Raw genomic sequence first — 26,330 nt, 5'->3', positions numbered from 1 at the left:
ATATGAATACACTACTTAGCTTATCGTGGCATTTAATGACGCCGGAATTTATCCTTCTCGGAGCTGCCATCCTTCTCTCGCTGCTTGATTTATTTTTAAAACCTAGCTTCGATCGGCGCTACTTAGCGCTTGGAGCGATTGGTGCAATTATATTATCACTTGTGGCTTTAATTTCGCTGTATAGTGAGCCAGCTGGAGACATTTTAAACGGATCGTTTGTATTAGATGGATTTTCAAAAGGTTTTAAAACATTATTATTACTTGGAGCAATTCTCGTCTTATGTATGGCGATGAGCGATGACAAAAGGCGGCCAATTCAAGATAAAGGAGAGTACTATTATTTATTTTTAACAGCTCTTCTCGGGGCGCTGTTTATGGCGTCTAGTGTGGATTTTATTACACTCTTTATCGGCTTGGAATTGCTATCGTTGTCTTCGTACATTTTAGTAGGTATACAAAAGGGAAATCGTGCTGCCAATGAGGCAGCGATGAAATATGTTATTAACGGCGGAATCTCTACGGCAATTACGCTGTTTGGAATGAGCTATTTATACGGTATGACGGGATCGACAAATATAATGGATATGCAGCGCCTGTTTATGCAAGGCGTGGATGGAAACATACAGCTTCTGTTAGCGCTGGCCTTCTTGCTTCTGTTCGTTGGTTTGTCTTTTAAAATTGCGACAGTACCGTTTCATATGTGGGCACCGGATGTATATGAGGGAGCGGGGACGCCTGTCACCGCGTTTCTAGGGTCAATCTCCAAAATCGCTGGTTTTATTATGATTGTCCGGCTGTTCCTCATGGTTTTTGCCGGCATACCTGTTAATAGTAATACACAATCACTGCTTGGCAATATGAACATTTATATCGCAGTCCTGGCCGGGATTACAATGATAATTGGTAATACGGCGGCGCTAGGGCAGCACAACGTAAAGCGTCTGCTTGCCTATTCTGGCGTGGCACATGCTGGTTACTTGCTTGTTCCCTTTGTAGCACTATCGCCGTTTATGATGGACAGCATGTGGTTTTATATGTTGGCCTATCTTCTGATGAACATCGGAGCTTTTGCTGTCATTCACGGATTAATCTTACAAAGTGGAAAAGAAAATTTGGAAATCTTCTCAGGTTTGTACAAGCGATCTCCGTTTGCCGCCGTTATGATGACCATCTTTATTTTATCTTTGGCGGGGATTCCAGGAACAGCTGGTTTCATCGGAAAGGTGAATATTTTCTTAGGTGCATTTTTCGTAGAGCCGGCACATTATATATTGGCATCAGTCATGATGGGAACAACGGTTATCTCATTTGTATATTACTTCCGCATTTTGCAGCAAATGTTCTTTCGAAAGGGAAATACGGAAGAACAGGTGAATCTTACATTCAACTTGAAAGTCGTTATTAGTTTTTGTGCGATTGCAACTTTGGTGTTGGGAATATTACCAGCAATCGGCTACAATTTCTTTCATGAATATTTTCCATTAATGAAAGATTTCTTCTTTACTGGGAACGTGGTACAATAGTGAAAATAAAAAAGTGTAGAGATTTCACTCTACGCTTTTTATTTTGGTGCAATGGGAAAAGATAAAACTTTCATCAGTGAAGAGATGTTATCTCTCCGCTAATGGTGAACTCTTGCTAACCGGACTCCTGTAGGTAGTTATTCGTCACCTAACTTCTTTGCTTGTTGTAAACTTTGAGGTGGGGATCATACTGCCTATTAGGGTCGGATAAAGGGAAGCTTCCATTCATGGGGTTTTTGCATTCTGAGTGATAGTAGGCGAAACAAAAGGGGGCGATTTTTTTGGCGCATCTTTTAGGGCAACAAGCACTGATTGCGATTGTGTCGCATTTACTGTTTATTACCATTACGTGGTGGGCTTTGCAAGGCCTCCACATCGAACGCCTGATGAAAGCGGGAAAAGTACTGCAAACAAGGATCCTACTTATTCTTGTTACGATTGCAATCGGGACATCTGTCAGCAACTTTTTCCTTGATTATTTAGGGTATTCAAAGAGTTTAACGTATTTAGTAAAGTAAGCGTATAGAACCTCATATCTCCGTTAACAATGGGGATAGGAGGGGATGAACGTGAGAAAGTTACAAGTAATTCTTATTGTTGTCGTAAGTATTGTCGTATTCTTAGTTGGGTATAAAGAGATAAAGCCCGTAAGTGACGAAGAGAAGATGGAGAATATGATCGCAGCTCTTGAAAAAAATGGAGCACAAATGAAGCGGTGGTCATGGCTAGCACGAGAAACAAGAACCATTTCTAACATACATACGTTTCAAAAACTGTTAAATGAAGTGAAAGAAAATGCGAATATTCAAAATTGGGAATTAGAAGAATCACACGATGGATATAAAGCAACAGCATACAAAAAATTTTCTTCCTATGAAGAACGAATAGTAGTAACGTGGACAAAGGAAAATACTAAAGAAAACACTTTCATTATTTTTGAAATAAGTGGGTCAAAATGGGACTCTAAAATCGTTCGAAAAATGGATAAAATTTTTAGTACAAAACCTACAATTTATACTTGTGTTCAAGGTGTAATGAATGATAAGATTAAAGGTGTTTTGCAAAATAAAGCCAATGAGGTTTTGAAAGATCTTTCAGCAAGAGCGATCGAGAAGATAGAAGAAAGAGCATTTGTGTCAGTCTCCGCATATAATAAAAAGTGGAATGACGCTCTTTCAACAAATAGAGAGAAAATCAATGTGCAAATAGCAATACGTTCTATAGACAACAAAGATATAATTGTGGTTGGCACACCGATCATAACTTCTGAGTATTGAATAGATATTGAATAAAGGACACGGAGGGGAATAATTTGGAAAAGATCATCGTCCGTGGCGGAAAGCGGTTGAACGGCACAGTGCGTGTAGAGGGCGCAAAAAATGCTGTATTACCTATAATCGCTGCAGCCCTATTAGCGAGTGACGGAAAGAATGTACTATCTGAAGTACCGGTTTTATCTGATGTATACACAATTAACGAGGTATTACGTCACTTAAATGCTGAAGTTGTATTTGAAAACAATCAAGTTACAATTGATGCTTCAAAGGATTTAAACATTGAAGCTCCATTTGAATATGTACGTAAAATGCGTGCATCTGTTCTTGTAATGGGACCACTATTAGCACGTAATGGTCGTGCTCGTATTGCACTTCCTGGTGGCTGTGCAATTGGTTCACGTCCAATTGACCAACATTTAAAAGGCTTCGAAGCAATGGGAGCAAAAGTAAAAGTTGGTAACGGATTTGTTGAAGCATATGTAGACGGTCAATTACAAGGCGCAAAAATTTACTTAGACTTCCCGAGCGTGGGCGCAACAGAAAATATTATGTCTGCAGCTGTATTAGCAAAAGGGACAACAGTAATTGAAAACGTAGCGAAAGAACCAGAAATCGTAGACTTAGCGAACTTCTTAAATGCAATGGGAGCAAAAGTACGCGGAGCTGGAACTGGAACGATTCGTATTGAGGGCGTTGAGAAATTATATGGTGCAAACCATTCTATTATTCCTGATCGCGTAGAAGCAGGAACGTTTATGGTTGCAGCTGCAATTACAGGTGGAGACATCTTAATTGAAAATGCTGTACCAGAACATTTACGTTCTATTACAGCGAAAATGGAAGAAATGGGTATTAAAGTTATCGAGGAACACGAGGGCGTACGCGTTATCGGTCCAAATAAACTAAAAGCGGTTGACATTAAAACAATGCCGCACCCAGGTTTCCCAACAGATATGCAATCACAAATGATGGCATTGTTATTAAAAGCTGACGGCACAAGCATGATTACAGAAACGGTATTTGAAAACCGTTTTATGCATGTTGAAGAATTCCGCCGTATGAATGCAGATATCAAAATCGAGGGTCGTTCTGTTATTATGAATGGACCAGGAAACTTACAAGGTGCAGAAGTAGCAGCAACAGATTTACGTGCTGCAGCTGCATTAATTTTAGCTGGTTTAGTATCAGATGGTTATACTCGTGTAACAGAATTAAAACATCTTGATCGTGGATATGTAAACTTCCATGGTAAGTTAGCGGCACTCGGTGCAAATATTGAACGTGTAAACGAACAAGTAGAAGAAGTAACGGAACAAAAAGTATCTGATCTTCACGCTTAAGGGGAATAGTCTCTATGTCTTTCTGACATAGAGGCTATTTTTTTTGGGCTATTACTGTTATAGTCAATAACTTTCTTATTTATGCATGTTCACTTGAAAATAGTTAGAAAATTCTTTCCTTTGAAGCTGTGTCTTGATAGGTCCTAATTTTCTAGTGGCTTTTTCGAGAAGTTCCTCGCACTTTGTTCTAAAAGTTTGTTTCTTTCCATAAAAATGAAATGAATCTAATTTCATAGCGGGGGAAAAAGATGAACATTTCAAAGCCACTTTTTGTTACAGTTGCGCTCTTAGTAGCGTTAGTCATTATCGTACCGAGCATGCTTGTGATTCCGTTTACGGAAGGGAAAGAAAACGAATCGAAAGTAGCTGCGAATCCTTCAGCCGTGCAAAAACAGCCAGCTCCTGCCAAGACAAACACCGCTGTGCAAGTTGATGTGTATCGTAGCGGGCAAAAGAAGGTAGAAACAGTGCCGATGGAAGATTATGTTGCAGGTGTAGTAGCTGCTGAAATGGGGGCAAACTTCGAAATGGAGGCATTAAAGGCGCAGGCATTAACAGCGCGGACATTCGTTGTGAAACACATGCTCAGCGGAAGTAAACAGGAAAACAAAGCGGATGTAACGGATACGGTCGAGAACCAAGTGTACAAAAGCAAAGCAGAGCTCAAAGAGTTATGGGGCAAGAAATACGAAAACAACATGAAACGGATTGAAGAAGCGGTCTCCAAAACAGCCGGACAAGTTTTAACATATGAGGGAAATCCAATCACAGCATCCTTCTTCTCAACGAGTAACGGCTATACAGAGAATGCTGCCGACTACTGGGGCAACGACTATCCGTATTTGAAAAGCGTAGACAGTCCGTGGGATCAAGCTGCTCCAAAATTTACGAGTGAACAAACCTTTACCGTAGCTGACTTTCAAAAGCGCCTTGGTGTGAAAACATTAGGAAATGGAAAGGTTGGTACCATTAAAGGCCGTACAGAAGGAAAACGTGTCAAAGAAGTTGAGTTTCAAGGGAAAGCATTAACAGGAAAAGAAGTCCGTGACAAGCTCGGACTACGCTCCTCTGACTTTACGTGGAAACAACAAGGAAGCAACATTATCGTAACAACGAAGGGATACGGTCATGGCGTGGGTATGAGCCAATTTGGTGCCAATGGTATGGCGAAAGAAGGAAAAGGCTATACAGACATTGTTGCTCATTATTATAAAGGTGTAGCAATTAAGACAATGAATGAGTATGAAGGAAAGTTAATGGCAAGGAAATAAGGCATGGCGCTGTGGCGTCATGCTTTTTGTCATGTTTTGTAGAAAATGAAAGAAATGTTGCTGGCTTTTGTCTCGTTTTGTTGTGTTATAATACAGATGTATGTGTGTATATAAGAATAATACAGGGGGAATGCAATATGATGATGGATGTACCACTTCTCATTCCGGCAATGATGGAACGAGCGGAGAAGTATTTTTCAAAGAAGGAAGTTGTCTCACGTACTGCATCGCGCATTCAAACATTAACATATGGAGAGATTGCAAAGCGGACAAGGCGGCTTGCTAGTAGGCTAAGTAAAATGGGGATTGAGACTGGTGACAAAGTTGGTACAATCGCTTGGAACCATCACCGCCATTTAGAAGCATATTTTGCGATTCCGGGAATCGGAGCTGTTTTACATACAATTAACTTACGACTTTCAGCAGAACATATTTCGTACATCATTAACCACGCTGAAGACAAGATCATTCTTGTTGATGAAGACATGGTTCCAATACTTGAAAGCATTCAACACGAGATTCCTCACGTCAAAGCATTTATCATTATGACAGATGATACTAGACTACCTCACACAACATTATCACCAGCCTATCATTACGATACACTACTCGAAGACGGCGACGAAACATTTCCATTTATAAAAGACTTAGATGAAAAAGCACCTGCGGGCATGTGCTACACTTCTGCAACGACAGGAAAGCCAAAGGGTGTCGTTTATACGCACCGCAGTATTGCGCTTCATAGCTACACGTTAGGACTTGTGGACGGCGGTAACATATCTGAAGGAGACACTTGTATGCCAGTCGTTCCTATGTTTCATGTGAACGCATGGGGGCTGCCGTTTGCAGGTACATGGTTTGGCACAAAGCTCGTACTACCAGGGCCACATTTTAATTCGGAAATTTTAGCCGGGCTCATTGAACGGGAGAAAGTAACCATTACCGCCGGCGTGCCGACAATTTGGATTGGCTTACTACAAGAGCTCGAAAAGCATTCCTATGATATTAGTAGTGTTCGTACCATCTGGTCAGGTGGATCAGCAGCGCCAAAAGGTATGATTCGCACATATGAAGAAAAATACGAGATTGCTTTCCGCCAAATTTACGGGATGACAGAAACGAGCCCAGCTGTTGTCATTAACTGTCCGAAGTCATATCAACGGGACCTGCCAAAAGAAGAATATTATGATTTGCGTTCCCGCCAAGGTTACTTATTCCCAGGTCTTGAAATGAAAGTCATCGGTCAAGAGGGTGAAATTAAGTGGGATGGCGAAGAAATGGGCGAGCTTTGTCTGCGTGGGCCATGGATTGCTGGCAGCTATTATAACGATGAGCGCACGGAAGAAGCGATGAAAGATGGCTGGTTGTATACAGGAGATATTGTAACGGTTGATCCAGAAGGGTTCATTAAAATTGCCGACCGGACGAAAGACTTAATTAAAAGCGGTGGTGAATGGATTTCTTCCGTTGATTTAGAAAACGCCTTAATGGCACATGATAAAGTATTAGAGGCATCGGTTGTTGCCGTTCCACATGAAAAATGGCAAGAGCGTCCGGTTGCCTGCGTTGTCCTGAAAGAAGGACAAGTAGCCTCTCAAGAAGAGCTTTATGCATTATTAGAAAATCAATTTCCAAAATGGTGGATGCCAGATGATATTTTGTTTGTCGATGAAATTCCAAAAACATCAGTCGGGAAGTTTTTGAAGCGAGCGCTGCGCGATCAATTGAAGAGTTATATGGTGAAACAGTGATAATGAAGAAGTTGGATTGCGCCGTTCTTATATTGGTGATTGAATCATGAATGATAGGTAGACAGAAAAGGAGCTAATGCCGTATAGCTCCTTTTTATTTTTGTAATAAATGTAATAATTTTCTATCTTATATTTGGTATAATATGATAAAAAACAATCTGGAGGAGAAAGAATGGCGTTATTCGAGCTAAAACAATTGGGGAAGGCAAATCAGTTGCCAACGATTCAGCTCAAAATTGAAAAAGGACAATGTGTTGTGCTGCAATGTAACAATCATACTGCAAAGGTTTTACATAGCCTTATTATTGGGGAAGAGGAGGCGTCTGTAGGGAGCGTCTTGTTTGATGGAGAGCCGCTGCGAAAACAATGCTATTCGCGTATTGGGTTTTGTTTTTTGAAAGATGAAGCATATGACCGATTGAAAGTGAAAGAATATTTCGCCTTTTTATCAGGTTTATACGAATCGAACATATCGGTCGAAGAAGTTGTTCAGTATGTGGGACTAGTCGATAAGCTAAATATCAAAATCGAAAAGCTGACATTTTCTGAAAAACGGCGTCTGCATATTGGCCGTGTAATGATTCATAACCCAGATCTGATTATTTTTGAAGAGCCTGAACAAAATGTCGATATAGAAAGCACGATTATGATTCGAAAGGCGATTATGAAGTTAAAAGAGCGAGGGAAAGCAATCTTTATTACATCAGCGTTTTTATCTGACGCACTTTCTTTAACAGAAGATGTGTATGTACTCCATCAAGATGGTGTTAAAAAAGTTGAAATTGAGCAAGAAGAAAACGAAGAAGTAGATGCAGAAAAAGTTGTTCAAATGATTCCGCAAATGAAACTCGAACGAATTCCAGCTAAGGTGAACGATAAAATCATTTTAATTGATCCGACAGAGATTCATTTCATTGAAAGTCAAAATGGAATATCGCACATTCATGTTCGTGAAGGCGACTTTATTTGTGCCCTAACATTAAGCGAACTAGAAGAGCGGTTAAAAGGCTTTGGATTCTTTCGATGTCATCGCTCTTACCTCGTGAATTTACAGCGTGTGCGCGAAGTCATCACCTGGACACGGAACAGTTTTAGTTTAATTTTAGATGATGAACGAAAAAGTTCCATTCCCCTTTCCAAAGGAAGGATGGATGAATTGAAGGCTGTCATTGGACTGTAAATGTATGTTGCATTTACCATGATGAGAGAAAGACAGATCCCCTTTTGTATTGAATGGTTAATCCATTGTTTCATTCAAGGGTGATAGTGCTCCAATCGTCCTATAAGCTGTTCCAATGAGATAAAATTATGCGCCATTCACCGGTAAAAATACTCCTTTTACCGGTATTTTACTGCATCCCCCCTTTGTTTTGCATATGATTGAGTCACGAACAAATTAGGAAAAGCAGAGCCGACTGTTCAAGCCTGATGGCTAAGGTTCTTTCGCACAGAAGGTGTTTTTGGCCTTCTCGTGCGGAAGGCTCTTAGACGGAAGGGCTTAGGAGGCGGAGCTAGACAAAATAAAAAAAAGCGAAAGCGGCTAAGCAAGTTGCTGAAGCGAAATGTAACTTATAAAAGAAAAAACAAAGGGGATGGCGAAATGACATTGGCAATTGAAATGAAGGATGTAATGAAAACCTTCAAGGAAAAAACAGCACTTCGAAATGTAAATATTGAAGTGAAGCAAGGGGAAATCTTTGGATTTCTTGGACCAAGTGGATCGGGCAAAACAACAACAGTGAAAATATTAACTTCCCAATTACTTCATAGTGTTGGAACGGTAAGAGTATTAGGGAAAGATATTACAGGACCAAGTAGCGTTGATTATAAACGCATCGGTATTTTAACAGATAACAGTGGCTTATATGAAAGATTGAGTATTTATGATAACTTACTATTATTTTGCGACTTATACGATTGTAAAAAAGAACGAATTGATGAAGTGTTAGCACAAGTGAACTTATTAGAAGATAAAAAAACACCTGTTAAAAAATTATCAAAAGGGATGAAGCAGCGTGTTACGCTAGCGCGGGCAATTTTGCATAAACCAGATATGCTGTTCTTAGATGAACCAACGTCCGCGCTTGATCCAGTAAATGTCCAAAACATTCATAAAATATTAAGGGACTTAAATGCAGAAGGAACAACGATTTTCTTAACAACGCACAATATGGATGAAGCGGAAACGCTTTGTGATCGCATCGCTTTCTTATGCGGCGGAGAAATCGTTGCACTGGATACACCAGAAAATTTACGACTCAAGTATGCGAAAGATAAAATTGAAGTGGTTTTAAAAGATAAGAAAAAAGAAACAGTGCAAAAAGATGAGCTAGGTGCAAAACGTATTTCTGAGTGGATGAAAAACGGAGAGCTGTTGTCCATTCATTCTTATGAGCCAACACTCGGGGATATCTTTATTGAAGTAACTGGGAGGGGATTATAATTATGACATTTTCAATGAGACGATTTTCAGCAATTTTACGTAAAGAGATGCAGGATTTAAAAAATAATGCACAAATTCTATTAATGGCACTCTTGCCAATCGGCCTCTCACTATTTTATAAGCAAATGGATGATGCAAAAGAATTTATGGGTGGCATTGTAATTGTAATGGTATTAAGTATGGTTACAACAATTGCACAGGCAACCCTTATTGCTGAAGAGAAAGAAAAACATACATTACGTGTCCTCATGCTATCTCCAGCTTCTCCTATTGAAGTAATTATTGGAAAGGCGTTACCGATTATCGTTTTAAGTGGTGTTTTAAGTTTCCTAAGCTTATTCTTATTAAACACTTTACATGGTAGTATGTTCTTGTTGTTGGCAGTTATTATATTAGGAACACTATTATTCATCATAGTTGGAACAATCGTTGCCCTTTTAGCTAAAAATTTAGTGCAAGTTTCTGTCATTACGACACCGATTTCAATGATTTTATTAATGGGACCAATATTAAGTGAGCTTGTAAAGAATGAAATAGTGAAAAAAATTCTATCTTATTTACCGACAAATCACATTTTTAATGCAGTTGTGAATGTAATAAAGGGAAAAGGTTTTTCTGCAATAGATACAAGCCTATTAAATATCTCAATTTGGTTAGTTATTTCTATAATCCTTTGCCTTGTCATCTACAAAAAGAAACAACTAGACTAAAAAAACTGAGCCAATGCGCTCAGTTTTTTGATTATTTTATCATTTCCTCGGAAATTTTGTAATTCCTATACATATTTTTACAAAATTTGTCGAAAGATAATTAGTTATAAGTTGTATAGGATGGGGTGATTTTGTTCAAAATGATTGCTGAGGTGATGATAGAATGCGAGGAAGGAATAATAAAAAGTCTCGAAAGGTAGTTCATTTATTTCAAAAACGGTGGGTATTTCCGGCATTGTACATTGCGTGTGCAGCGGTAATTTTGACGGTTGCTCTATGGTTCCAGGCGACTAATCCGAAGAAAGCGCCTGATAAAGAGCAAGCAACGCCGTATAGTCAAAGTGAAAATCCTGCAGTACCCGTAACAAAATCTTCAGAAGTTGTGAAAATGCCTGTTGCAAAGGGCACAGAAGTTGTTGTAAAGAAGAAGTTTTATGAAGATGGAGTAGCAGCAGAGGAACAAGAAGAAGCACTTGTCTTTTATAACAACACATACTCTGCAAATCGAGGAATCGATATTGCTGCGAAAAATGGAAAAGAATTTGATGTTACAGCAGCTTTAAGTGGTACGGTAACGAAAGCGGAAAAAGATGCGCTTCTTGGTTATGTGGTAACAGTCGATAATGGAAATGGTATTACGACGTTTTATCAAAGTTTAGGCAGTGTGAAGGTAGAAAAAGGTGCACAAATTGCACAAGGTGAAGTACTAGGAAAATCCGGTCTAAGCGCAATGAACAAAGAAGCAGGCTCTTACGTCCATTTTGAAGTACGTAAAGATAACGTAGCTGTAAATCCAGAACGTTACCTGAATAAGTCTGTTGCAGATGTAAAAGCGGAAGCTGGCGCAGCAAAATCAACAAACGGCTCTGTTAATGAAAAAGCAACAGAAGAAAAATCAACAAATGGCTCAGCTGAAGACAAGAAAAAAGAAGAAAAATCAACAAATGGTTCAACTGAAGACAAGAAAAAAGAAGAAAAATCAACAAATGGTTCAACTGAAGACAAGAAAAAAGAAGAGAAATCAACAAATGGTTCAGCTGAAGACAAACAAAAAGAAGAGAAATCAACAAACAGCTCAACAGAACCATCTAGTGATTCTTCCTCTACACAAGAATAAACGAAAAAATCAGTTCCCTCTAAGGGAATTGATTTTTTTATTATTATATAAAAATAATCTAGTATAGGTAAAAATATAGTGATAACAAGGAAACTAGACGGAATTCTCGAATATATATAAGGAAAAGGAGGGGATTACTCTGTCATTTGTATTTGTCCTTTCGATTGCTCTTATTTTATTGGTTATTTTGTTCTTATTATATTATTATATCGCCAGTAAGAAAGAAGTTCCCCACCATCAATTATTAGAAAAAGAATGTGATCGTGAAGAATGATGCTCCTATATTGGGAGTGTTTTTCTTTTTGATGTTAGTTTAATTTGTTTTCTTAAGAAAAAAAATTAAACTACATCTATTGGAGTTTCTAATTACAAATGTCTTTAGCGTTTACGAATTCCCAAGGATATGCTACACAGAAAAGTAAACCATTTGAGATTAAACGCTTGTCTATCTCTTCTGAAACTACTATGGACCAATTTACTAAAATAGTTTCTGGTAAGCATAAGGTTGTTGAAAAGTAAAATGTGGGGTACTCGTTTTATAAATATTGTTTAGGCTATATCAAAAGCACCGTAGAATTTTTCTGGAAAATGAAGTGAACCCAAAAAGTTAGACACATATTTTAAGCAGCTAATGAGGAATGCGTTCTGTATTGTACAGGGCTCATTCCTTTTAATTTTGTTTTAATTCGGTCATTATTGTAGTAGTGAATATATTTTTCTAATTCTAATTTAAAATGTTCCATGCTTTCGAACTCTTGTAAGTAGAGTAATTCAGACTTTAATAAGCCAAAGAAATTTTCGATGACTGCGTTATCTAAACAATTCCCTTTACGAGACATACTTTGTGTAATTCCTTTTTCTTTCAATACATGTTGGTATTCCTTCATTTGATAGTGCCATCCCTGATCCGAGTGGAGGATAGGAAATTCACCATCTTTTAATTGTTGAAAAGCCTTATCCAACATCTTTGAGACTAATGGGTAAACAGGACGTTTCTCTACGTTATACGCAATAATTTCACCATTATATAAATCAAGTATCGGGGATAAATATAACTTCTCACCATGTATGTGAAATTCTGTCACATCTGTAACCCATTTCTCATTTGGTTTCGTTGCTCCAAAATCACGTTTTAGTATGTTTGGTGCAATATTACCAACTTTCCCACGATATGAGCGATACTTCTTCATACGGACAAGAGATTTTAAATTCATTTCGCTCATTAAGCGACGAACTGTTTTGTGATTTAATATGATACCTTGATTGCGTAATGTCCACGTAATACGACGATAGCCATATCGACCTTGGTGCTTATGAAAAATCTGTTGGATCATTTCTTTCACTTCGTGATATTTATCTGGGCGATCCATTCGTTTCACCCAGTAATAATAGGTACTGCGCGGAATATCAGCGACTTTTACTAAGTCAATGACTTTAAATTCGTGCCTCAACTCATAAATTATTTGCGCTTTGTCTTGTTCTGTGACTTTTCCTTTTCTTGAATTAAGGCATGTAACTTTTTTAAATACGCATTCTCCATACGTAATCTCTCAATTTCCGCTTTTAATGCTTCTTCTGATCCTTCTACTTGTTGATTGTTCTCTGGCTTCTTTTTCATAGGTGGACGCCCCTTTTCCTTTGGTTGAAGAGCGTCAATCCCTTGTGTTTCAAATAAATGTTTCCACTTCCACACAGTGCTAGAAGTAGGAATATTAAATACCGTAGTGGCTTCTGCGATGGACGCTCCCATCTCGTTTATAAATTTAAGTACGTCCATTTTAAACTCAACAGAGTAATTTGTATATGTCTTTTGAAGACCTGCCAATCCATGTTTTCGAAACTTAGCTACCCATTTTTTTAACATCGTCATATCTACACTATGTTTTTGAGCTATATCTTTAAAGGATTCTATGCCGTTAAGATAAGCGGTAACTGAAGATAATTTGACTTCTAAAGAGTATTTCGTCATAAAAAAATTGCACCTCCAATTGTTAGTCGTGTCTAACAATTGGGGTGCAGTTCAAAATTCTACGGTGCTTTTTAGTTAGACAAGGCACGAATATAACATGCTTTTAGTATTTATCCCGCATTAACGGGCAGTAATACCCCCACTAATCAAAGTTTCACTTTATATCGCACGGAAAAGCATATTAACAGCATAAATATTAGATGGAATGTATGAAATGGTTGTATTTTTCACTTCGGAAATGTAATTTTTGTCATCTTAGTCCGAAAAAATACAGAACTTGTAGCATATAACTGGAATACCAGCAATACAATGGTATAAACCAATGCAAAGAGAGTGTTTGAGGTGAGAAATCGTGAATCATTTCATTATAAATTCCAGAATGTTTAGCGCTTACAAGCAGCACTCGAATTTACTTCTTAGTCATATGCAGCGAGTCTCATTTCACACTTCTCACATCCAATTTAGGGAGGCGAGTGGTGTGCACGATTACATCAAAGAGAGAACTATCAAGATTGGCAAGTATATCGTGGAGACAAGAAAAACAGTTCGTGTAATTGCAAAGGAGTTTGGGGTATCAAAAAGTACAGTCCATAAAGATTTAACAGAACGCTTACCAGAAATAAATCCAGAGCTCGCAAATGAAGTGAAAGAAATTCTTGATTATCATAAGTCGATTCGTCACCTTCGCGGCGGGGAAGCGACGAAGCAAAAGTACCGAAAAGAAGATACAGAAAAAACTGTGCGGCAATAACATGATATTGGCAAACATTCCTTGGTGCTTATGTAACCTTTTCAGAAGAATTCTTTTGCAAATGTTACGTTTTCATTAAATTTATGATAAAATCAGAAATTAGGTGTAAAAGAATTCGGGTGCAACCTGATTTTGAATATCGAGGAGGAAGAAACAGGAATGTTTGCGAGAGATATCGGAATTGACCTAGGCACGGCTAATGTATTAATTCATGTAAAAGGTAAGGGTATCGTATTAAACGAACCGTCTGTTGTAGCAATTGATCGTAATACTGGTAAAGTATTAGCGGTAGGTGAAGAAGCAAGAAGTATGGTAGGACGTACACCTGGTAATATTGTAGCGATTCGTCCGCTTAAAGATGGTGTAATTGCAGATTTCGAAATTACAGAAGCAATGTTAAAGCATTTCATTAACAAATTGGACGTGAAGAGCTTCTTTTCAAAACCTCGCATTTTAATTTGTTGTCCAACAAACATCACATCTGTAGAACAAAAAGCAATTCGCGAAGCTGCTGAACGTTCAGGTGGTAAAACAGTATTCTTAGAAGAAGAGCCAAAAGTAGCTGCTGTTGGTGCTGGTATGGAAATTTTCCAACCGAGCGGAAACATGGTTGTTGATATTGGTGGAGGTACAACAGATATCGCCGTACTTTCCATGGGTGATATTGTTACCTCCTCCTCTATCAAAATGGCCGGCGACAAGTTTGATATGGAGATTCTAAATTATATTAAACGTAGGTATAAACTATTAATCGGGGAACGTACATCAGAAGATATTAAAATTAAAGTCGGTACAGTATTCCCAGGTGCACGTAGCGAAGAGCTTGATATTCGTGGCCGTGACATGGTAACAGGATTGCCTCGTACAATTAAAGTATGCTCAGAAGAGATTACAGAAGCATTAAAAGAAAACGCCTCTATTATTGTACAAGCTGCAAAAGGTGTATTAGAGCGTACACCACCAGAATTATCTGCAGATATTATTGACCGCGGTGTTATTTTAACAGGCGGCGGAGCGTTATTACACGGCATCGACATGCTTCTAGCAGAAGAGTTGAAAGTGCCAGTATTAATCGCTGAAAACCCAATGCATTGCGTTGCGGTTGGTACAGGAATCATGTTAGAGAACATCGATAAATTACCACGACGTGCACTACGATAGAGTTGTGGGTATATATACGAATTAATAAAAGAGTGTGAAGGGAATGTCTCCTTCACACTCTTTTTATTGGCTTTAAAATGGACTTGTAAAAACTTCGTTATAAGCGTTTTCTGTAGGAGAATATGACAAGATTTGTTTATATACCGTCATAGTTTGTCACAGAAAATTGTGATATAATCGTCTTTGTGAATTTCATGTGAATTCTATGTAAATTAAATGTAAATATGTGGTAGAATCACATCGCTGAATTTGGATTACTCTTACCATTTAATAAGTATGGAAGAGTCTATTTTTCGTTTAACTAATTAAAAAATAAAATAAACAACACTTCACAGGGGGGGCACAAGTATGAAAAAGGTAATTACATATGGTACTTTTGATTTATTGCACTGGGGACATATTAATTTATTGAAGCGAGCAAAGGATTTAGGAGATTATTTAATTGTCGCTGTTTCTTCAGATGAATTTAACAAATTAAAAGATAAAAAGTCCTATCATAGTTATGAGAATCGCAAAATGATTTTAGAAGCGGTTCGCTATGTAGACGAAGTGATTCCTGAAAACAATTGGGAACAAAAAACACAAGATGTTGTTAAGCATGATGTAGATGTATTTGTTATGGGCGATGATTGGGAAGGTCAATTTAACTTTTTACAAGATTATTGTGATGTTGTCTATTTACCAAGAACGATTGGGATCTCTACTACTAAAATCAAAAAGGAGCTAGTATTAGTTGCTAGATAATATGTTATGTTTCGAGAAATGATTATAACAGTATACCTAATTTTATTTAAAGTTTTATTTAGCATAGCGAAAGCATTTCCTGTCAAAAATAAAGTGACTTTTATCATGTCTTATGGGGAAAATCTTATCTCTATTTATGAAGAAATGAAGAAACAACAAATAGATTATGAAGTTGTTTTTTTGTATAAATCGACATGCAAGTATGAAGTGAACAATTATCCAGATGTGAAATCATATGCATTTGAAACAAAAAGCATACTACAAACTGTACAATCAATATATCATTTAGCAACATCTAGATACGTTATTATTGATAATTATTTTGGATCGCTGTCGATGGTCCGATTCAAAAAAGGGGTACAATGTATCCAAATTTGGCATGCGGCAGGTGCCATTAAAAAATTCGGGATATTGGCTCCTTCTTTTAAGAAGCGAAGTAAACGAGCGCAAAGAAGATTTTTTAAAGTTTACAATAATTTTCATAAAATTGTAGTAGGCTCAGAAGCATTGGCGGATATTTATAAGGATGCGTTTGGCATACCAGCAAAGAACATATTAAAAACAGGAATTCCGCGCACAGATGTGTTTTTTAATGAGAAGCATCAAAACAGTATTATTACTAATCTTATGTCTAGTAACCCTAATTTGAAAAAGAAAAAAGTAATTTTATATGCTCCAACTTTTAGAGATAAAGAGCTGGAAGATTTTGAATTACATTTAAATATTGATGCGATGTATGAAGCTTTAAAAGGTGAATATATCCTCGTTATTAAACTACACCCCGCTATCAGAAATAAATTGAAATATAAGGATGAATATAAAGGCTTCTTATATGATTATTCATTATATCCTAATATAAATGATTTGTTTTTAGTAACAGATATCTTAATAACAGACTATTCTTCTGTTCCCTTTGAATTTTGCTTGTTAAATAAACCAATGATATTCTTTGCGTATGATTTAAAGAAATATGCAAAGAAAAGAGGAATCATTGGAGATTTTATAACAAATGTTCCTGGACCGACTGTGTATAATTCAGCTGGAATTATTGATACGATACAAAACAATTCATTTAATAGTAATAAGTTAGAGCAGTTTAATGCACGTTGGAATCAATATTCAAATGGGGATTCAAGTAAGAAGTTAGTGGATTACTTGTTTAGCCAAAACGGAATTGAGCTATAAGCTATATTGTAAGTAGCAAGTTGAATGTGGCTAAGTGAGATTCATTAAAATCACTTAGCTTTTTTCATTTATGTATGTAATTTTTATTCTTCCTAATACATTTATCAATGGATATAAAGTGTAGGAAGATAAAGTTTCAATATATTAATTTATAAAACGGCTGATTGTAGTTAGAAGGTGTATAAAAAATATGAGTGTAATCAAAAAGTTAAAAAATCATCGAATAGTAAAGGTTGCTTGTAAAACAATATTTTTAATTTGTAGTCATTTTCCGGCTCGAAAAAATCTAGTTGTTTTCGAAAGCTTTTCAGGCAAGCAGTATAGTTGTAATCCACGTGCACTATATGAATATATGGTACAGCAAAATTTAGATTTCCAAATGATTTGGAGTGTGAATAAAAATTATACAGCACAATTTGAAGAGGCAAACATTCCACATGTCAAAAGGTTTTCAATTCGCTGGTTTATTTTAATGGCACGGGCACAATATTGGGTTACAAATAGTAGGATGCCACTGTGGATTCCAAAGCCAAAGCACACTACTTATGTACAAACTTGGCACGGTACACCACTTAAGAAGTTAGCTATGGATATGAAAGAAGTTCATATGCCAGGGACAACTACAGAAAAATATAAGGAAAACTTTCGAAAAGAAGCACAAAATTGGGATTATTTATTGTCACCTAATGCTTATTCAACAGAGATTTTCCAAAGGGCGTTTCACTTTAAAAAGGATGTAGTTGAAGCGGGGTATCCTCGAAATGATTTTTTATATGTGAACAATGAGTGTAAGAAGATTGAGGAGCTAAAGAAAAAGAATGGTTTACCTGTAGATAAAAAGGTAATTTTATATGCTCCAACATGGAGAGATGATCAATTTTATAGTAAAGGGCGTTATAAGCTAGACTTGCAACTGAATTTAAGCCTTTTACAACAAAAGTTAAATTCTGATTATATCATTTTGCTAAGGATGCATTATTTAGTAGCAGAACAGTTTGATTTAACACCATATAAAGGGTTTGCTTATGACTTTTCTCAGCATGTAGATATTAATGAATTGTACGTACTATCTGATCTGTTAATTACAGATTATTCTTCTGTCTTTTTTGATTATGCAAATTTGAATAGGCCCATTATTTTCTATACTTATGATATTGATTCGTATCGTGATAAGTTAAGAGGCTTCTATTTTAATTTAGAGTTGGAAGCCCCTGGACCAGTCGTTACGACAACAGAAGATGTATTAGAAGAGATACTGAAGTTTGAAACCAATGGACTAGGCGAATTTGAAAAGAAATATAATACTTTTTATAATAAATATTGTTATTTAGAAAATGGTTTTGCATCTAAACGTGTAGTAGAGAAAATATTCTTTGGAGAGGCATAATAAAATGAATGCAATGATGATGGTATTAAAAGAACAGATAAATAGTCTCTATTTAATTAAGCGTCTATCTATTTATCAAGTCAAAAGTACGAATAAAGATAATTATCTAGGCATCGTTTGGGAAATGTTAAACCCTTTAATTCAAATGAGCATTTATTGGTTTGTTTTTGGAATTGGAATAAGAGGCGGCTCAGGTGTAAATGGTGTTCCTTTTGTATATTGGTTAATTTCTGGTGTAGCGGTATGGTTCTTTATTAATCCTGCGACTTTGCAAGCTTCTAAGTCTATTTATACAAGACTAAACATGATTTCAAAGATGAGTTTTCCGATGAGTGTAATTCCTAGTTATGTAATTATGTCTAACTTTTATCAACATCTAATATTAGTTGGTATTGTTACCGGAATATTTTTAATAACAGGTCAAGGGATATCAATTCATTATATTCAATTGGTATATTATATGTTTGCTACAGTTATGCTTGTCTTTGCATTTTCTTTAATTACTTCTACATTATCTACAATCGTGCGAGATGTACAAATGGTTGTTCAATCTTTAATGCGGATGTTGCTCTATCTAACTCCTATTTTATGGACTCCTGAGAAATTACCGCCAGCATTACAAAAGATTATGCAGTTAAATCCATTATGCTATATTGTCGAAGGTTATCGAAAGGCGTTTTTAGGAACCGGTTGGTTTTATGAAGATATAAAGTACGCTCTCTATTTCTGGGGAATTGTCTTTTTTATGTTATTGATTGGTACAGCAATACATGTGAAATTTAGAAAACATTTTGTAGACTACCTATAATGAGGACTGTAAAAGATGAACTATTCAGTGAAGTTTCATAATGTAACAAAAAAATATAAAATGCATAGTAAAAGCTCTGATAAATTAAAGGATATTATATATCCAAGTGGATTTGGTGAAGACTTTTATGCGTTAAGAAATTTAAATTTTGAAGCCCAAAAAGGTGATGTGATTGGAATTATCGGAGTAAATGGCTCTGGTAAATCGACAATGTCTAATTTAATTGCTGGCATTACACCACCTACATCGGGAGATATTGATATAAAAGGTAAAATTTCACTTATCGCAATATCCGCCGGACTTAATAATCAATTAACAGGTCGAGAAAATATTGAACTTAAATGTTTAATGATGGGTTTAAGTAAAGAAGAGATTCAAAATTTAACACCAAATATTATTGATTTTGCGGATATTGGTAAGTTTATTGATATGCCTGTAAAAAAGTATTCAAGTGGTATGAAATCTCGTCTCGGCTTTGCAATTTCTGTTAATATCAATCCTGATGTTTTAGTGGTTGATGAGGCTTTATCAGTAGGTGATCAAACATTTACAGATAAGTGCCTAATACGAATGAATGAATTTAAAGAACAAGGGAAAACAATCTTCTTTGTGAGTCATTCATTAGGGCAAGTGAAACAGTTTTGTACAAAAGTGTTATGGCTTGAATATGGCGAGATTAAAGATTATGGGCTTATGAAAGATGTTATGCCTAAATATGAACAGTTTTTAAAAGAATTCCGTTCTATGAGTAAAGAAGAGCAACAAAAATTTAAAGAAGAAGCACAGCGGAAACAGGCTGGTCAGGAAATGGAGCAGGAGAATGCTAAGGTTTTAGATACTGCACATACTGGATTAAATCCAAGGAAACGGAAGAAAAAGAAAAAATATATGATTCCATTGGCAGGCTTGGTCTTATGTATCGGAGTAGGGAGTACTGCTTATTTGAAAAAGGATTTGTTTGTCCAGCCTCCTCAGGCGGAAGCTGTAAGTAAAAAGAAACAAGTGTCTAGTGAAAAGAAAAAAAATCCATTGGCAGATTTAGATGTTCGATATGTGAAAATGGCAAAGGCAAAGGTTAGAAGTATGCCAAATCTAAATGGTAACCAAGTAGCTATGATGGAATTTGGTACACCGTTTGTGGTAAAGAAACAGCAAAAAGATGAAAAAAACGATATAAACTGGTTGAAGATTGTATATGAAGATGGGACAGAAGGATGGGTTAGTGAGGGTGTGTCAAGTACGATTCCTTTTAGCTTAGCTTTACAGTATGAGACTATCTCTAACAAGTTAAAGGAGTTATCAGGCTCAAACCAAAACTTTGAAAGTGGTATATCCTTATTAGGAAAGAATCAACAAGATGTACAAAGTATGATAGGGAAGCCAAAAAACACCGAAGAACTATTAGAGGGTACAGTAAATAGTTATGAAAATATCAATGTTCTATATAACCATCAATTCACTGTAAAACAGGTTACAATACAGAATATGTCTATCCCTAAGGCGGCGATGTTAGAGAAGTTAGGTCAAGCGCAATTAGTAAGTGAAGACGGAGCATCATTTATATACCGCTCTGATAAATATGATTTTAAATTTTCATCCGCAGATGGTATAACTGTTAATCAAATATCTATATTTGTACATGCTAATTAAATTGATGAAGTGTTTACATGATTACGGTGGGATTAAAACCTTCGTATATCGCTCATAGTTGAGTTATAACATACAAATTTCTTTAAAATCATATATTTAACTATATGAATTCAATTCGTTGAAATGCTGAAGAAAGAGTGAAGCGAATGGTAAAATCCTCCGGAAAGTTAATTTCTAAAATACGAATAACGTCATTTAAGAAGAAAAAAGGAAAATGGCAATTTGCTATTAGAGTAAAATGTAGAGATAAATGTACGGTCGAGGCCATAACTTTAAAAAAAAGGAACGGAGATAAAGTTTATCAACTCCCGTATCAGGAAAGTAGCGTAAATGAATTTGAAAAAAAGGTTGTCTTTGAAATAGAGCTGGGTCAACTTGAGCTAGGCCCGTTTTTTGGGGATTTTTATGTGCATTTGAGATCCGATGAACTTAAAAGTTATCGAATTAAACATCCCAGCTATATTGTTAATAGAAAGCTAAACAATCGATTACAGCGTGACTATAGTGAAGATGGATATGTAGTATATCCATATGTGACTGTTAAAGGTGGATTAAGCTTACATTATCGAAAGAAAGGGACCTATGACCATTTCAAATATGCCTTAAAAGAAAAGCTGGCATTAATCATATATTATACATTTAAATGGCATTGGGATCGAAAAGGCATTGTATTAGCATATGAGAAATTTAGCCATACCGCACAAGATAATTCTTATTATTTCTTTAAGTATTGCTATGATCATAAGCAAATTCCCAATCTATATTATGTAATTAACAAAAAGTCTAATGACTATAAGATGCTTGAGCGATATGAGGATAAAGTTATCGATTTTATGAGCATCAAGCATATGATTTATCTCCTTGCTAGTACATTTATGATATCTTCTGAGTCAAAGGCACATTGTTATATATGGAAAGAAAACAGAGGAACGTTAAAGAAAGTTATTCATGCTAAAAAGCACGTTTTTCTACAACACGGTGTACTAGGCTTGAAAAAGGTGGATTCAATTTTTAAAAAGGGTAGTCCGAATGGAACGAATTTATTTTGTGTATCTTCGGAATATGAAAAAGAAATTGTAAAACAATTTTTTAATTATACAGAAGATGAAATCATTTTGAGTGGATTAGCAAGGTGGGATTATTTGCAAGATAAGAGTGGGGAGCAAAAACAAATTCTATTGCTACCGACATGGCGAGAGTGGCTAGATGAGGTATCAGAGGAAGAGTTTTTAGATAGTCAATTTTATAGGCAATATGAAAAACTTTTAAATGATGTAACACTCATTAAAAAATTAGAGCAGTATAATATCGTATTAAAGTTTTGTATGCATCCAAGAATTCATGATTCTATCCACTATTTTCATCGAAAAACCCCAAATGTGCATTTTGTTAAATACGGAGAAGTAAGAATTAATGAATTAATTATGGAATCCTCGCTTCTTATAACAGATTATTCTAGTGTTTCTTGGGATATGTATTATTTAAAAAAGCCAATTATTTTCTTTCAGTTTGATCATATAATGAATGGCTATTTAAATGTAGAACATGAATTATTTGGAGATAGATGTATGCATGTGAATGAACTAGTCCAGCTCTTAACTTTCTATATGAACAATGGATTTAAGGAGAAAGAAAGGTATAAATTGCTTAGAAATCGCTTATTCTCATATGTCGATCGAAATAATTCAAAGAGAATTGCCCAGAAGATCCTTGCAAAGAGAGAGCAACTGAAAAACTAAATCCTCCCTTTTTTAGTTAGTTAGGGTTGTTTCGTTATATTGTTAATTAAATAAATAAGTATACTATGCTTGCACTATTTAAATATAATTACAGACTCTCTTCCTAATTATGGTGGTTGGAATAGCTTTTTATGTAGGCCATAAAACATAAATTGTAAATAGAAGAATGAACACCAAGTGGTCGGATAGTGGATTTAACTGTTAACAGATGAAAGGTGAGATTGAATTGAAAGTAAAAGTATTATTGGAAGAAATGAAAATTACTCAAAACGAAAGCATTGAACTTGAAATCTCTATACAAACAGATGGAGATACTAAAGGTGTTTATGAGAGAGTAAAGGAATTATTTATTCATAAAGGAAATTCTAAAAAACAGTTATCACTATCTAGTATGAAAATCCATAAAGATAGAATTATATGTGTTCTACCAATTTCGGGGCTTTCTGAAATAATGAATGATGGAATGTTAAAAATTTCTTTACAACTAGATAAAGATATTATTCTTCTTCACGTATATAACAATTTGAAGAAGGAATTCTTTATATGTCCTGATAATACAATCTTTCAAGTGAATGCGAGTAATTCAGTTGAAAAGCTTGTTGAATTTAGTAGAAAAGATTCTGTAAGTATTGCTGTCTCTGCAAATGAAATTTTTGAAAATGAAGAAAAAGATTTTGTAATACTGGGGGATTTCTCCTCGGAGTCTAAGCGTGGAGAGGTTTGTTTAAAAGAGTTCTTTTTGAAAAATGATCTTACAAAAGAAGTGAAAAACTTAACGGATTTAAAAGTGAATGACAGCACAAATGAATATCAAGTAACGCTGAATTTAAAGGGAAATCCTTTATATGAAGGTAACTGGGAATTATTTTGTGCAGGAGCTCTTAATGGTAAGCCTGTATTAATAAAGGTTAAAAATAAGCAAGAAAGAAAAGTAGTCGGAAGTTATTTTCGTTATAATGAGCAATTGCATTATCATGCGTTTTCTCGTAACAATAAACAGGATTTTATTCTAAAAATTGAAAAGAATACAGAGGAAATGGTTTCTACTAAAATTGAAACTGTAAATTTAGGGAAAAACAAGCTCACTATCGGAGGATTCGTGCAATTTAATTGTATGGTGGATGCGGAAAATCAGATGGTAGAGTTATTGTTTATTAATCGAGATACGAAAAGAGAGCAATCCCACCCTATTTTTATAAAGAATGGTTTCTTTAAAGAGACAATTACTTTTGAAGAAGGTGATTTTTTTGGAGAAAAAGGGGTTTGGGATGTATTCATAAGCTTTAATGTGAAAGGAATTAGAGATAAAGCTCGATTAAATTTAGGTACTAACCCAGATTCTAAAGCAGATTTTGTAATACTACCTAAAACAGTTTATAGTAAATCGGGTGCTATAAAGAGAATTAGGCCATATGTAACTTTAGATAAAAACTTAGCGGTATTAGTTAGAGATGAAGGAGTATGCTGCGATGTTATTAGAGTTGATTATGAAGCGAGTAAGCTAATCGTAAAAGGCTTTGTATGCATTCCAGATGTTAACTATGTTTTAAAAGATGTGTATCTTCATGAAGAATCTATGAATTTAAAAATCAATTGTATAAATGAATTTTCAAAAGAAGATGGAGGCTATTATTTTAATAGCTCATATGACTGGGATTCATTTGATATTGAAAAAATTGGTGAAGTAAATTTAAAATTTATGATCCGTATTGAGAGTAATGGAAATAACATTGAGTTTAGTTTAGCTTCTAACTTAGATGATATAAATAATAAATCAAAGGTTATTATCTATCCGGCATTAAACCGAAATATTAATGGGTATCCGGTACAAATTCATCCCTATTATACAAATCAAAATGAATTATCGGTATCAGTACAAAATTATTTACAAGCATATTGTACTGTAATAGATTCGAATAAGAATAGCATAAAGTTTAAAATTAATTCAAAAGCAGAAGAACAGTTTGAACTACAAGATGTAAAGTTAATCTTTAGGGAAAATAAAACTGGTCACACTGTAACCCAGAGAGGTAAGTTAAATAATCTTAATGAGTATCTATTCTATATTGATTCATCATTTATGAAAGTAAATGGGCTTCATGATGCAGGGCAATGGAATGTATACTTTGGTGCAAATATTAATAATAATGATATTGAAACTAAGGTTCTTTGCGATGACATAAATACTATTAATAGAAACTGTACTTTTAAAGCAAATGCGATAAAGATGGAATGTGGTTTATATTGTTCTATGTTTTTCGATACAAGGAGCAAAATTCTCTTTGATAAAAAGAGTAAGGTAATGTTATTTGAAATAAGAAACTTAAAGGCACATGAAAGAAAAAGAGAAAAAATAAAATTCTTAATGGCCAGAGGGATTGCTAAAGTATGGGGTAAATTTAGAAAAAAACCGGTATGGCTTATCGGAGAGAATTTAGGGGAAGTTGCACAAGATAATGGATTTGCTTTTTTTGAATCTTGTATTAAAAAAAATATCCACGAAGAGACGTATTATGTGAGTAAGAAAAATAATAAAAATATGGATAATCTATTACCATATAAAGATAAAGTTCTGCAATATGATAGCTTTAAGCATCTTGTTTTATACCATTTAAGTGAATATATAATTGTGAGTCATGGAATTAGAGATGCTATTCCAAGTATTGTTCATAATAAAATGGCGAGTAATAAAAAGGAAGTTATCTATTTGCAACATGGCATTACTGCGATGAAAAAATTAAAGTTTAATAGAAATTCATATAATGGGATGATTAAAAAGTTTGTTGTTGCTTCTGAGCATGAAAAAAATATTATGATCAATGAAATGAACTTTAAAGAGAAGCAAGTTATGATTACAGGTTTCGCTAGGTTTGATTCGTTAGTAGATAAAAGTAAGACTAGGAAAACGAGAGAAATTCTTCTTATGCCTACATGGAGAGAATGGATTATTGGCTCGAGAGAAGGGTTTTTAACATCGGATTTCTTTGTACATTACCATGGATTATTACAAGATAAGAAATTACATGATTTGCTTGAGAAACATGATTTAGTACTTAAATTCTTCCCGCATATTGAAATTCAAAAGAAATATAAGGATGAATTTGCATCTTTAAATGAAAGAATACAAATTGTTAAATTGGGAGAAGAAAGTGTAAAAGAATTAATGCAAAATAGTTCTTTAATGATTACGGACTATTCAAGTGTTGTATTTGATTTTAACTATTTGAAAAAGCCAACAATCTTCTATCATTTTGACTTAAATGATTACTTGAAACATAGAGGTTCCTATGTAGATTTAAGAAAAGATTTAGTTGGGGATATTGCACATACAAAAGATGAAGTTATTAAATATGTGAGTGATTATGTTAAAAATGATTTTAAATATAAACCTAAATATAATATAAATTCTAAAAAATATTATGACTATCATGATAAGAAGAACTTTGAGCGGATTTATAACGAAATTAAGAAGTTATCTAATAAAAAAATGTCTAAGTAGTGAGG

Annotated in this window: 21 protein-coding genes; 20 read left to right on the top strand and 1 reads right to left on the bottom strand. The window is 35.2% G+C overall.

Translation table 11 applies throughout. From position 1 onward, the window contains the following. The first annotated feature begins 2 nt into the window (after positions 1 to 2). From nuoN to QUF99_RS27280, 11 genes are all read left to right on the top strand, one after another. Entirely contained in the window at positions 3 to 1,523 is a 1,521-nt protein-coding gene (nuoN, locus tag QUF99_RS27330) for an NADH-quinone oxidoreductase subunit NuoN (protein ID WP_289374775.1), read from the top strand. A 281-nt stretch (positions 1,524 to 1,804) separates the two neighbouring features. Further along, positions 1,805 to 2,041 (top strand): DUF1146 family protein, encoded by a 237-nt coding sequence (locus tag QUF99_RS27325; RefSeq protein ID WP_286122834.1) that lies wholly within the window; start codon positions 1,805 to 1,807, stop codon positions 2,039 to 2,041. 156 nt (positions 2,042 to 2,197) lie between these two features. Beyond that, a complete protein-coding gene (locus QUF99_RS27320) occupies positions 2,198 to 2,800 on the top strand; it encodes a YwmB family TATA-box binding protein (RefSeq protein ID WP_483298647.1) in 603 nt (200 codons plus the stop codon). Between the two features lie 35 nt (positions 2,801 to 2,835). Next, the gene (gene murA / locus QUF99_RS27315) at positions 2,836 to 4,140 is read left to right on the top strand and encodes a UDP-N-acetylglucosamine 1-carboxyvinyltransferase (protein ID WP_289374283.1); all 1,305 of its coding nucleotides are present in this window, start codon (positions 2,836 to 2,838) and stop codon (positions 4,138 to 4,140) included. A gap of 248 nt (positions 4,141 to 4,388) precedes the next feature. Continuing rightward, the gene (gene spoIID, locus QUF99_RS27310) at positions 4,389 to 5,411 is read left to right on the top strand and encodes a stage II sporulation protein D (protein WP_289374282.1); all 1,023 of its coding nucleotides are present in this window, start codon (positions 4,389 to 4,391) and stop codon (positions 5,409 to 5,411) included. Between the two features lie 137 nt (positions 5,412 to 5,548). Beyond that, positions 5,549 to 7,162, top strand: a complete 1,614-nt coding sequence (locus QUF99_RS27305; RefSeq protein ID WP_289374280.1) for a long-chain fatty acid--CoA ligase — start codon at positions 5,549 to 5,551, stop codon at positions 7,160 to 7,162. 172 nt (positions 7,163 to 7,334) lie between these two features. Continuing rightward, on the top strand, positions 7,335 to 8,342 hold the full coding sequence (locus tag QUF99_RS27300) for a LytTR family transcriptional regulator DNA-binding domain-containing protein (protein WP_289374279.1): 1,008 nt from the start codon (positions 7,335 to 7,337) through the stop codon (positions 8,340 to 8,342). 420 nt (positions 8,343 to 8,762) lie between these two features. Next, the gene (locus QUF99_RS27295) at positions 8,763 to 9,605 is read left to right on the top strand and encodes an ABC transporter ATP-binding protein (protein WP_289374277.1); all 843 of its coding nucleotides are present in this window, start codon (positions 8,763 to 8,765) and stop codon (positions 9,603 to 9,605) included. A 2-nt stretch (positions 9,606 to 9,607) separates the two neighbouring features. Continuing rightward, positions 9,608 to 10,315, top strand: a complete 708-nt coding sequence (locus QUF99_RS27290; protein WP_289374275.1) for an ABC transporter permease — start codon at positions 9,608 to 9,610, stop codon at positions 10,313 to 10,315. Between the two features lie 163 nt (positions 10,316 to 10,478). Next, entirely contained in the window at positions 10,479 to 11,432 is a 954-nt protein-coding gene (gene spoIIQ, locus QUF99_RS27285) for a stage II sporulation protein SpoIIQ (protein WP_289374273.1), read from the top strand. A 139-nt stretch (positions 11,433 to 11,571) separates the two neighbouring features. Continuing rightward, on the top strand, positions 11,572 to 11,706 hold the full coding sequence (locus QUF99_RS27280; protein ID WP_289374774.1) for an ABC transporter ATP-binding protein: 135 nt from the start codon (positions 11,572 to 11,574) through the stop codon (positions 11,704 to 11,706). A gap of 346 nt (positions 11,707 to 12,052) precedes the next feature. On the opposite strand, the gene QUF99_RS27275 is transcribed toward QUF99_RS27280, so the two are convergent. Further along, a protein-coding gene (locus tag QUF99_RS27275; RefSeq protein WP_289368445.1) for an IS3 family transposase occupies positions 12,053 to 13,401 on the bottom strand; the annotation gives its coding sequence in 2 pieces (ribosomal slippage) (positions 12,053 to 12,945 and positions 12,945 to 13,401; 1,350 coding nt in all). Between the two features lie 478 nt (positions 13,402 to 13,879). On the opposite strand from QUF99_RS27275, the gene spoIIID reads away from it, so the two are divergent. The 9 genes from spoIIID to QUF99_RS27230 all read left to right on the top strand — a co-directional run bounded on the left by spoIIID (position 13,880) and on the right by QUF99_RS27230 (position 26,325). After that, positions 13,880 to 14,152 (top strand): sporulation transcriptional regulator SpoIIID, encoded by a 273-nt coding sequence (gene spoIIID / locus QUF99_RS27270; protein WP_042981008.1) that lies wholly within the window; start codon positions 13,880 to 13,882, stop codon positions 14,150 to 14,152. 159 nt (positions 14,153 to 14,311) lie between these two features. Then, positions 14,312 to 15,313 (top strand): rod shape-determining protein, encoded by a 1,002-nt coding sequence (gene mreB / locus QUF99_RS27265; RefSeq protein ID WP_289374272.1) that lies wholly within the window; start codon positions 14,312 to 14,314, stop codon positions 15,311 to 15,313. 348 nt (positions 15,314 to 15,661) lie between these two features. Continuing rightward, positions 15,662 to 16,057, top strand: coding sequence for a glycerol-3-phosphate cytidylyltransferase (gene tagD / locus QUF99_RS27260; protein ID WP_289374270.1), 396 nt, complete (start codon positions 15,662 to 15,664; stop codon positions 16,055 to 16,057). A gap of 6 nt (positions 16,058 to 16,063) precedes the next feature. After that, positions 16,064 to 17,242, top strand: coding sequence for a CDP-glycerol glycerophosphotransferase family protein (locus QUF99_RS27255; RefSeq protein ID WP_289374269.1), 1,179 nt, complete (start codon positions 16,064 to 16,066; stop codon positions 17,240 to 17,242). A 190-nt stretch (positions 17,243 to 17,432) separates the two neighbouring features. After that, positions 17,433 to 18,629, top strand: a complete 1,197-nt coding sequence (locus QUF99_RS27250; protein ID WP_289374268.1) for a CDP-glycerol glycerophosphotransferase family protein — start codon at positions 17,433 to 17,435, stop codon at positions 18,627 to 18,629. A 4-nt stretch (positions 18,630 to 18,633) separates the two neighbouring features. Next, positions 18,634 to 19,437, top strand: coding sequence for an ABC transporter permease (locus QUF99_RS27245; protein WP_289374266.1), 804 nt, complete (start codon positions 18,634 to 18,636; stop codon positions 19,435 to 19,437). Positions 19,438 to 19,452: 15 nt separating this feature from the next. Next, positions 19,453 to 21,087 carry a teichoic acids export ABC transporter ATP-binding subunit TagH gene (tagH, locus tag QUF99_RS27240; protein WP_289374265.1) on the top strand — a complete coding sequence of 545 codons (1,635 nt, stop codon included), beginning with the start codon at positions 19,453 to 19,455 and terminating at the stop codon, positions 21,085 to 21,087. Positions 21,088 to 21,494: 407 nt separating this feature from the next. Then, a complete protein-coding gene (locus tag QUF99_RS27235) occupies positions 21,495 to 22,826 on the top strand; it encodes a CDP-glycerol glycerophosphotransferase family protein (RefSeq protein WP_289374264.1) in 1,332 nt (443 codons plus the stop codon). Between the two features lie 226 nt (positions 22,827 to 23,052). Continuing rightward, positions 23,053 to 26,325 carry a CDP-glycerol glycerophosphotransferase family protein gene (locus QUF99_RS27230; RefSeq protein WP_289374262.1) on the top strand — a complete coding sequence of 1,091 codons (3,273 nt, stop codon included), beginning with the start codon at positions 23,053 to 23,055 and terminating at the stop codon, positions 26,323 to 26,325. Positions 26,326 to 26,330: the final 5 nt, after the last annotated feature.

The sequence above is a fragment of the Bacillus sp. DX4.1 genome (genome assembly GCF_030348195.1).
Taxonomy (GTDB): domain Bacteria; phylum Bacillota; class Bacilli; order Bacillales; family Bacillaceae_G; genus Bacillus_A.
The sequence above is the reverse complement of the archived record's forward strand: the minus strand, read 5'-3'. Positions and strand labels throughout refer to the sequence as shown.

Coding starts and splice junctions, on each gene's coding strand:
- nuoN (WP_289374775.1), top strand. CDS start 3: ATGAATACACTACTTAGCTTATCGTGGCATTTAATGACGCCGGAATTT.
- QUF99_RS27320 (WP_483298647.1), top strand. CDS start 2,198: ATGATCGCAGCTCTTGAAAAAAATGGAGCACAAATGAAGCGGTGGTCA.
- spoIID (WP_289374282.1), top strand. CDS start 4,389: ATGAACATTTCAAAGCCACTTTTTGTTACAGTTGCGCTCTTAGTAGCG.
- QUF99_RS27305 (WP_289374280.1), top strand. CDS start 5,549: ATGATGATGGATGTACCACTTCTCATTCCGGCAATGATGGAACGAGCG.
- QUF99_RS27300 (WP_289374279.1), top strand. CDS start 7,335: ATGGCGTTATTCGAGCTAAAACAATTGGGGAAGGCAAATCAGTTGCCA.
- QUF99_RS27295 (WP_289374277.1), top strand. CDS start 8,763: ATGACATTGGCAATTGAAATGAAGGATGTAATGAAAACCTTCAAGGAA.
- QUF99_RS27290 (WP_289374275.1), top strand. CDS start 9,608: ATGACATTTTCAATGAGACGATTTTCAGCAATTTTACGTAAAGAGATG.
- spoIIQ (WP_289374273.1), top strand. CDS start 10,479: ATGCGAGGAAGGAATAATAAAAAGTCTCGAAAGGTAGTTCATTTATTT.
- mreB (WP_289374272.1), top strand. CDS start 14,312: ATGTTTGCGAGAGATATCGGAATTGACCTAGGCACGGCTAATGTATTA.
- tagD (WP_289374270.1), top strand. CDS start 15,662: ATGAAAAAGGTAATTACATATGGTACTTTTGATTTATTGCACTGGGGA.
- QUF99_RS27255 (WP_289374269.1), top strand. CDS start 16,064: ATGTTTCGAGAAATGATTATAACAGTATACCTAATTTTATTTAAAGTT.
- QUF99_RS27250 (WP_289374268.1), top strand. CDS start 17,433: ATGAGTGTAATCAAAAAGTTAAAAAATCATCGAATAGTAAAGGTTGCT.
- QUF99_RS27245 (WP_289374266.1), top strand. CDS start 18,634: ATGAATGCAATGATGATGGTATTAAAAGAACAGATAAATAGTCTCTAT.
- tagH (WP_289374265.1), top strand. CDS start 19,453: ATGAACTATTCAGTGAAGTTTCATAATGTAACAAAAAAATATAAAATG.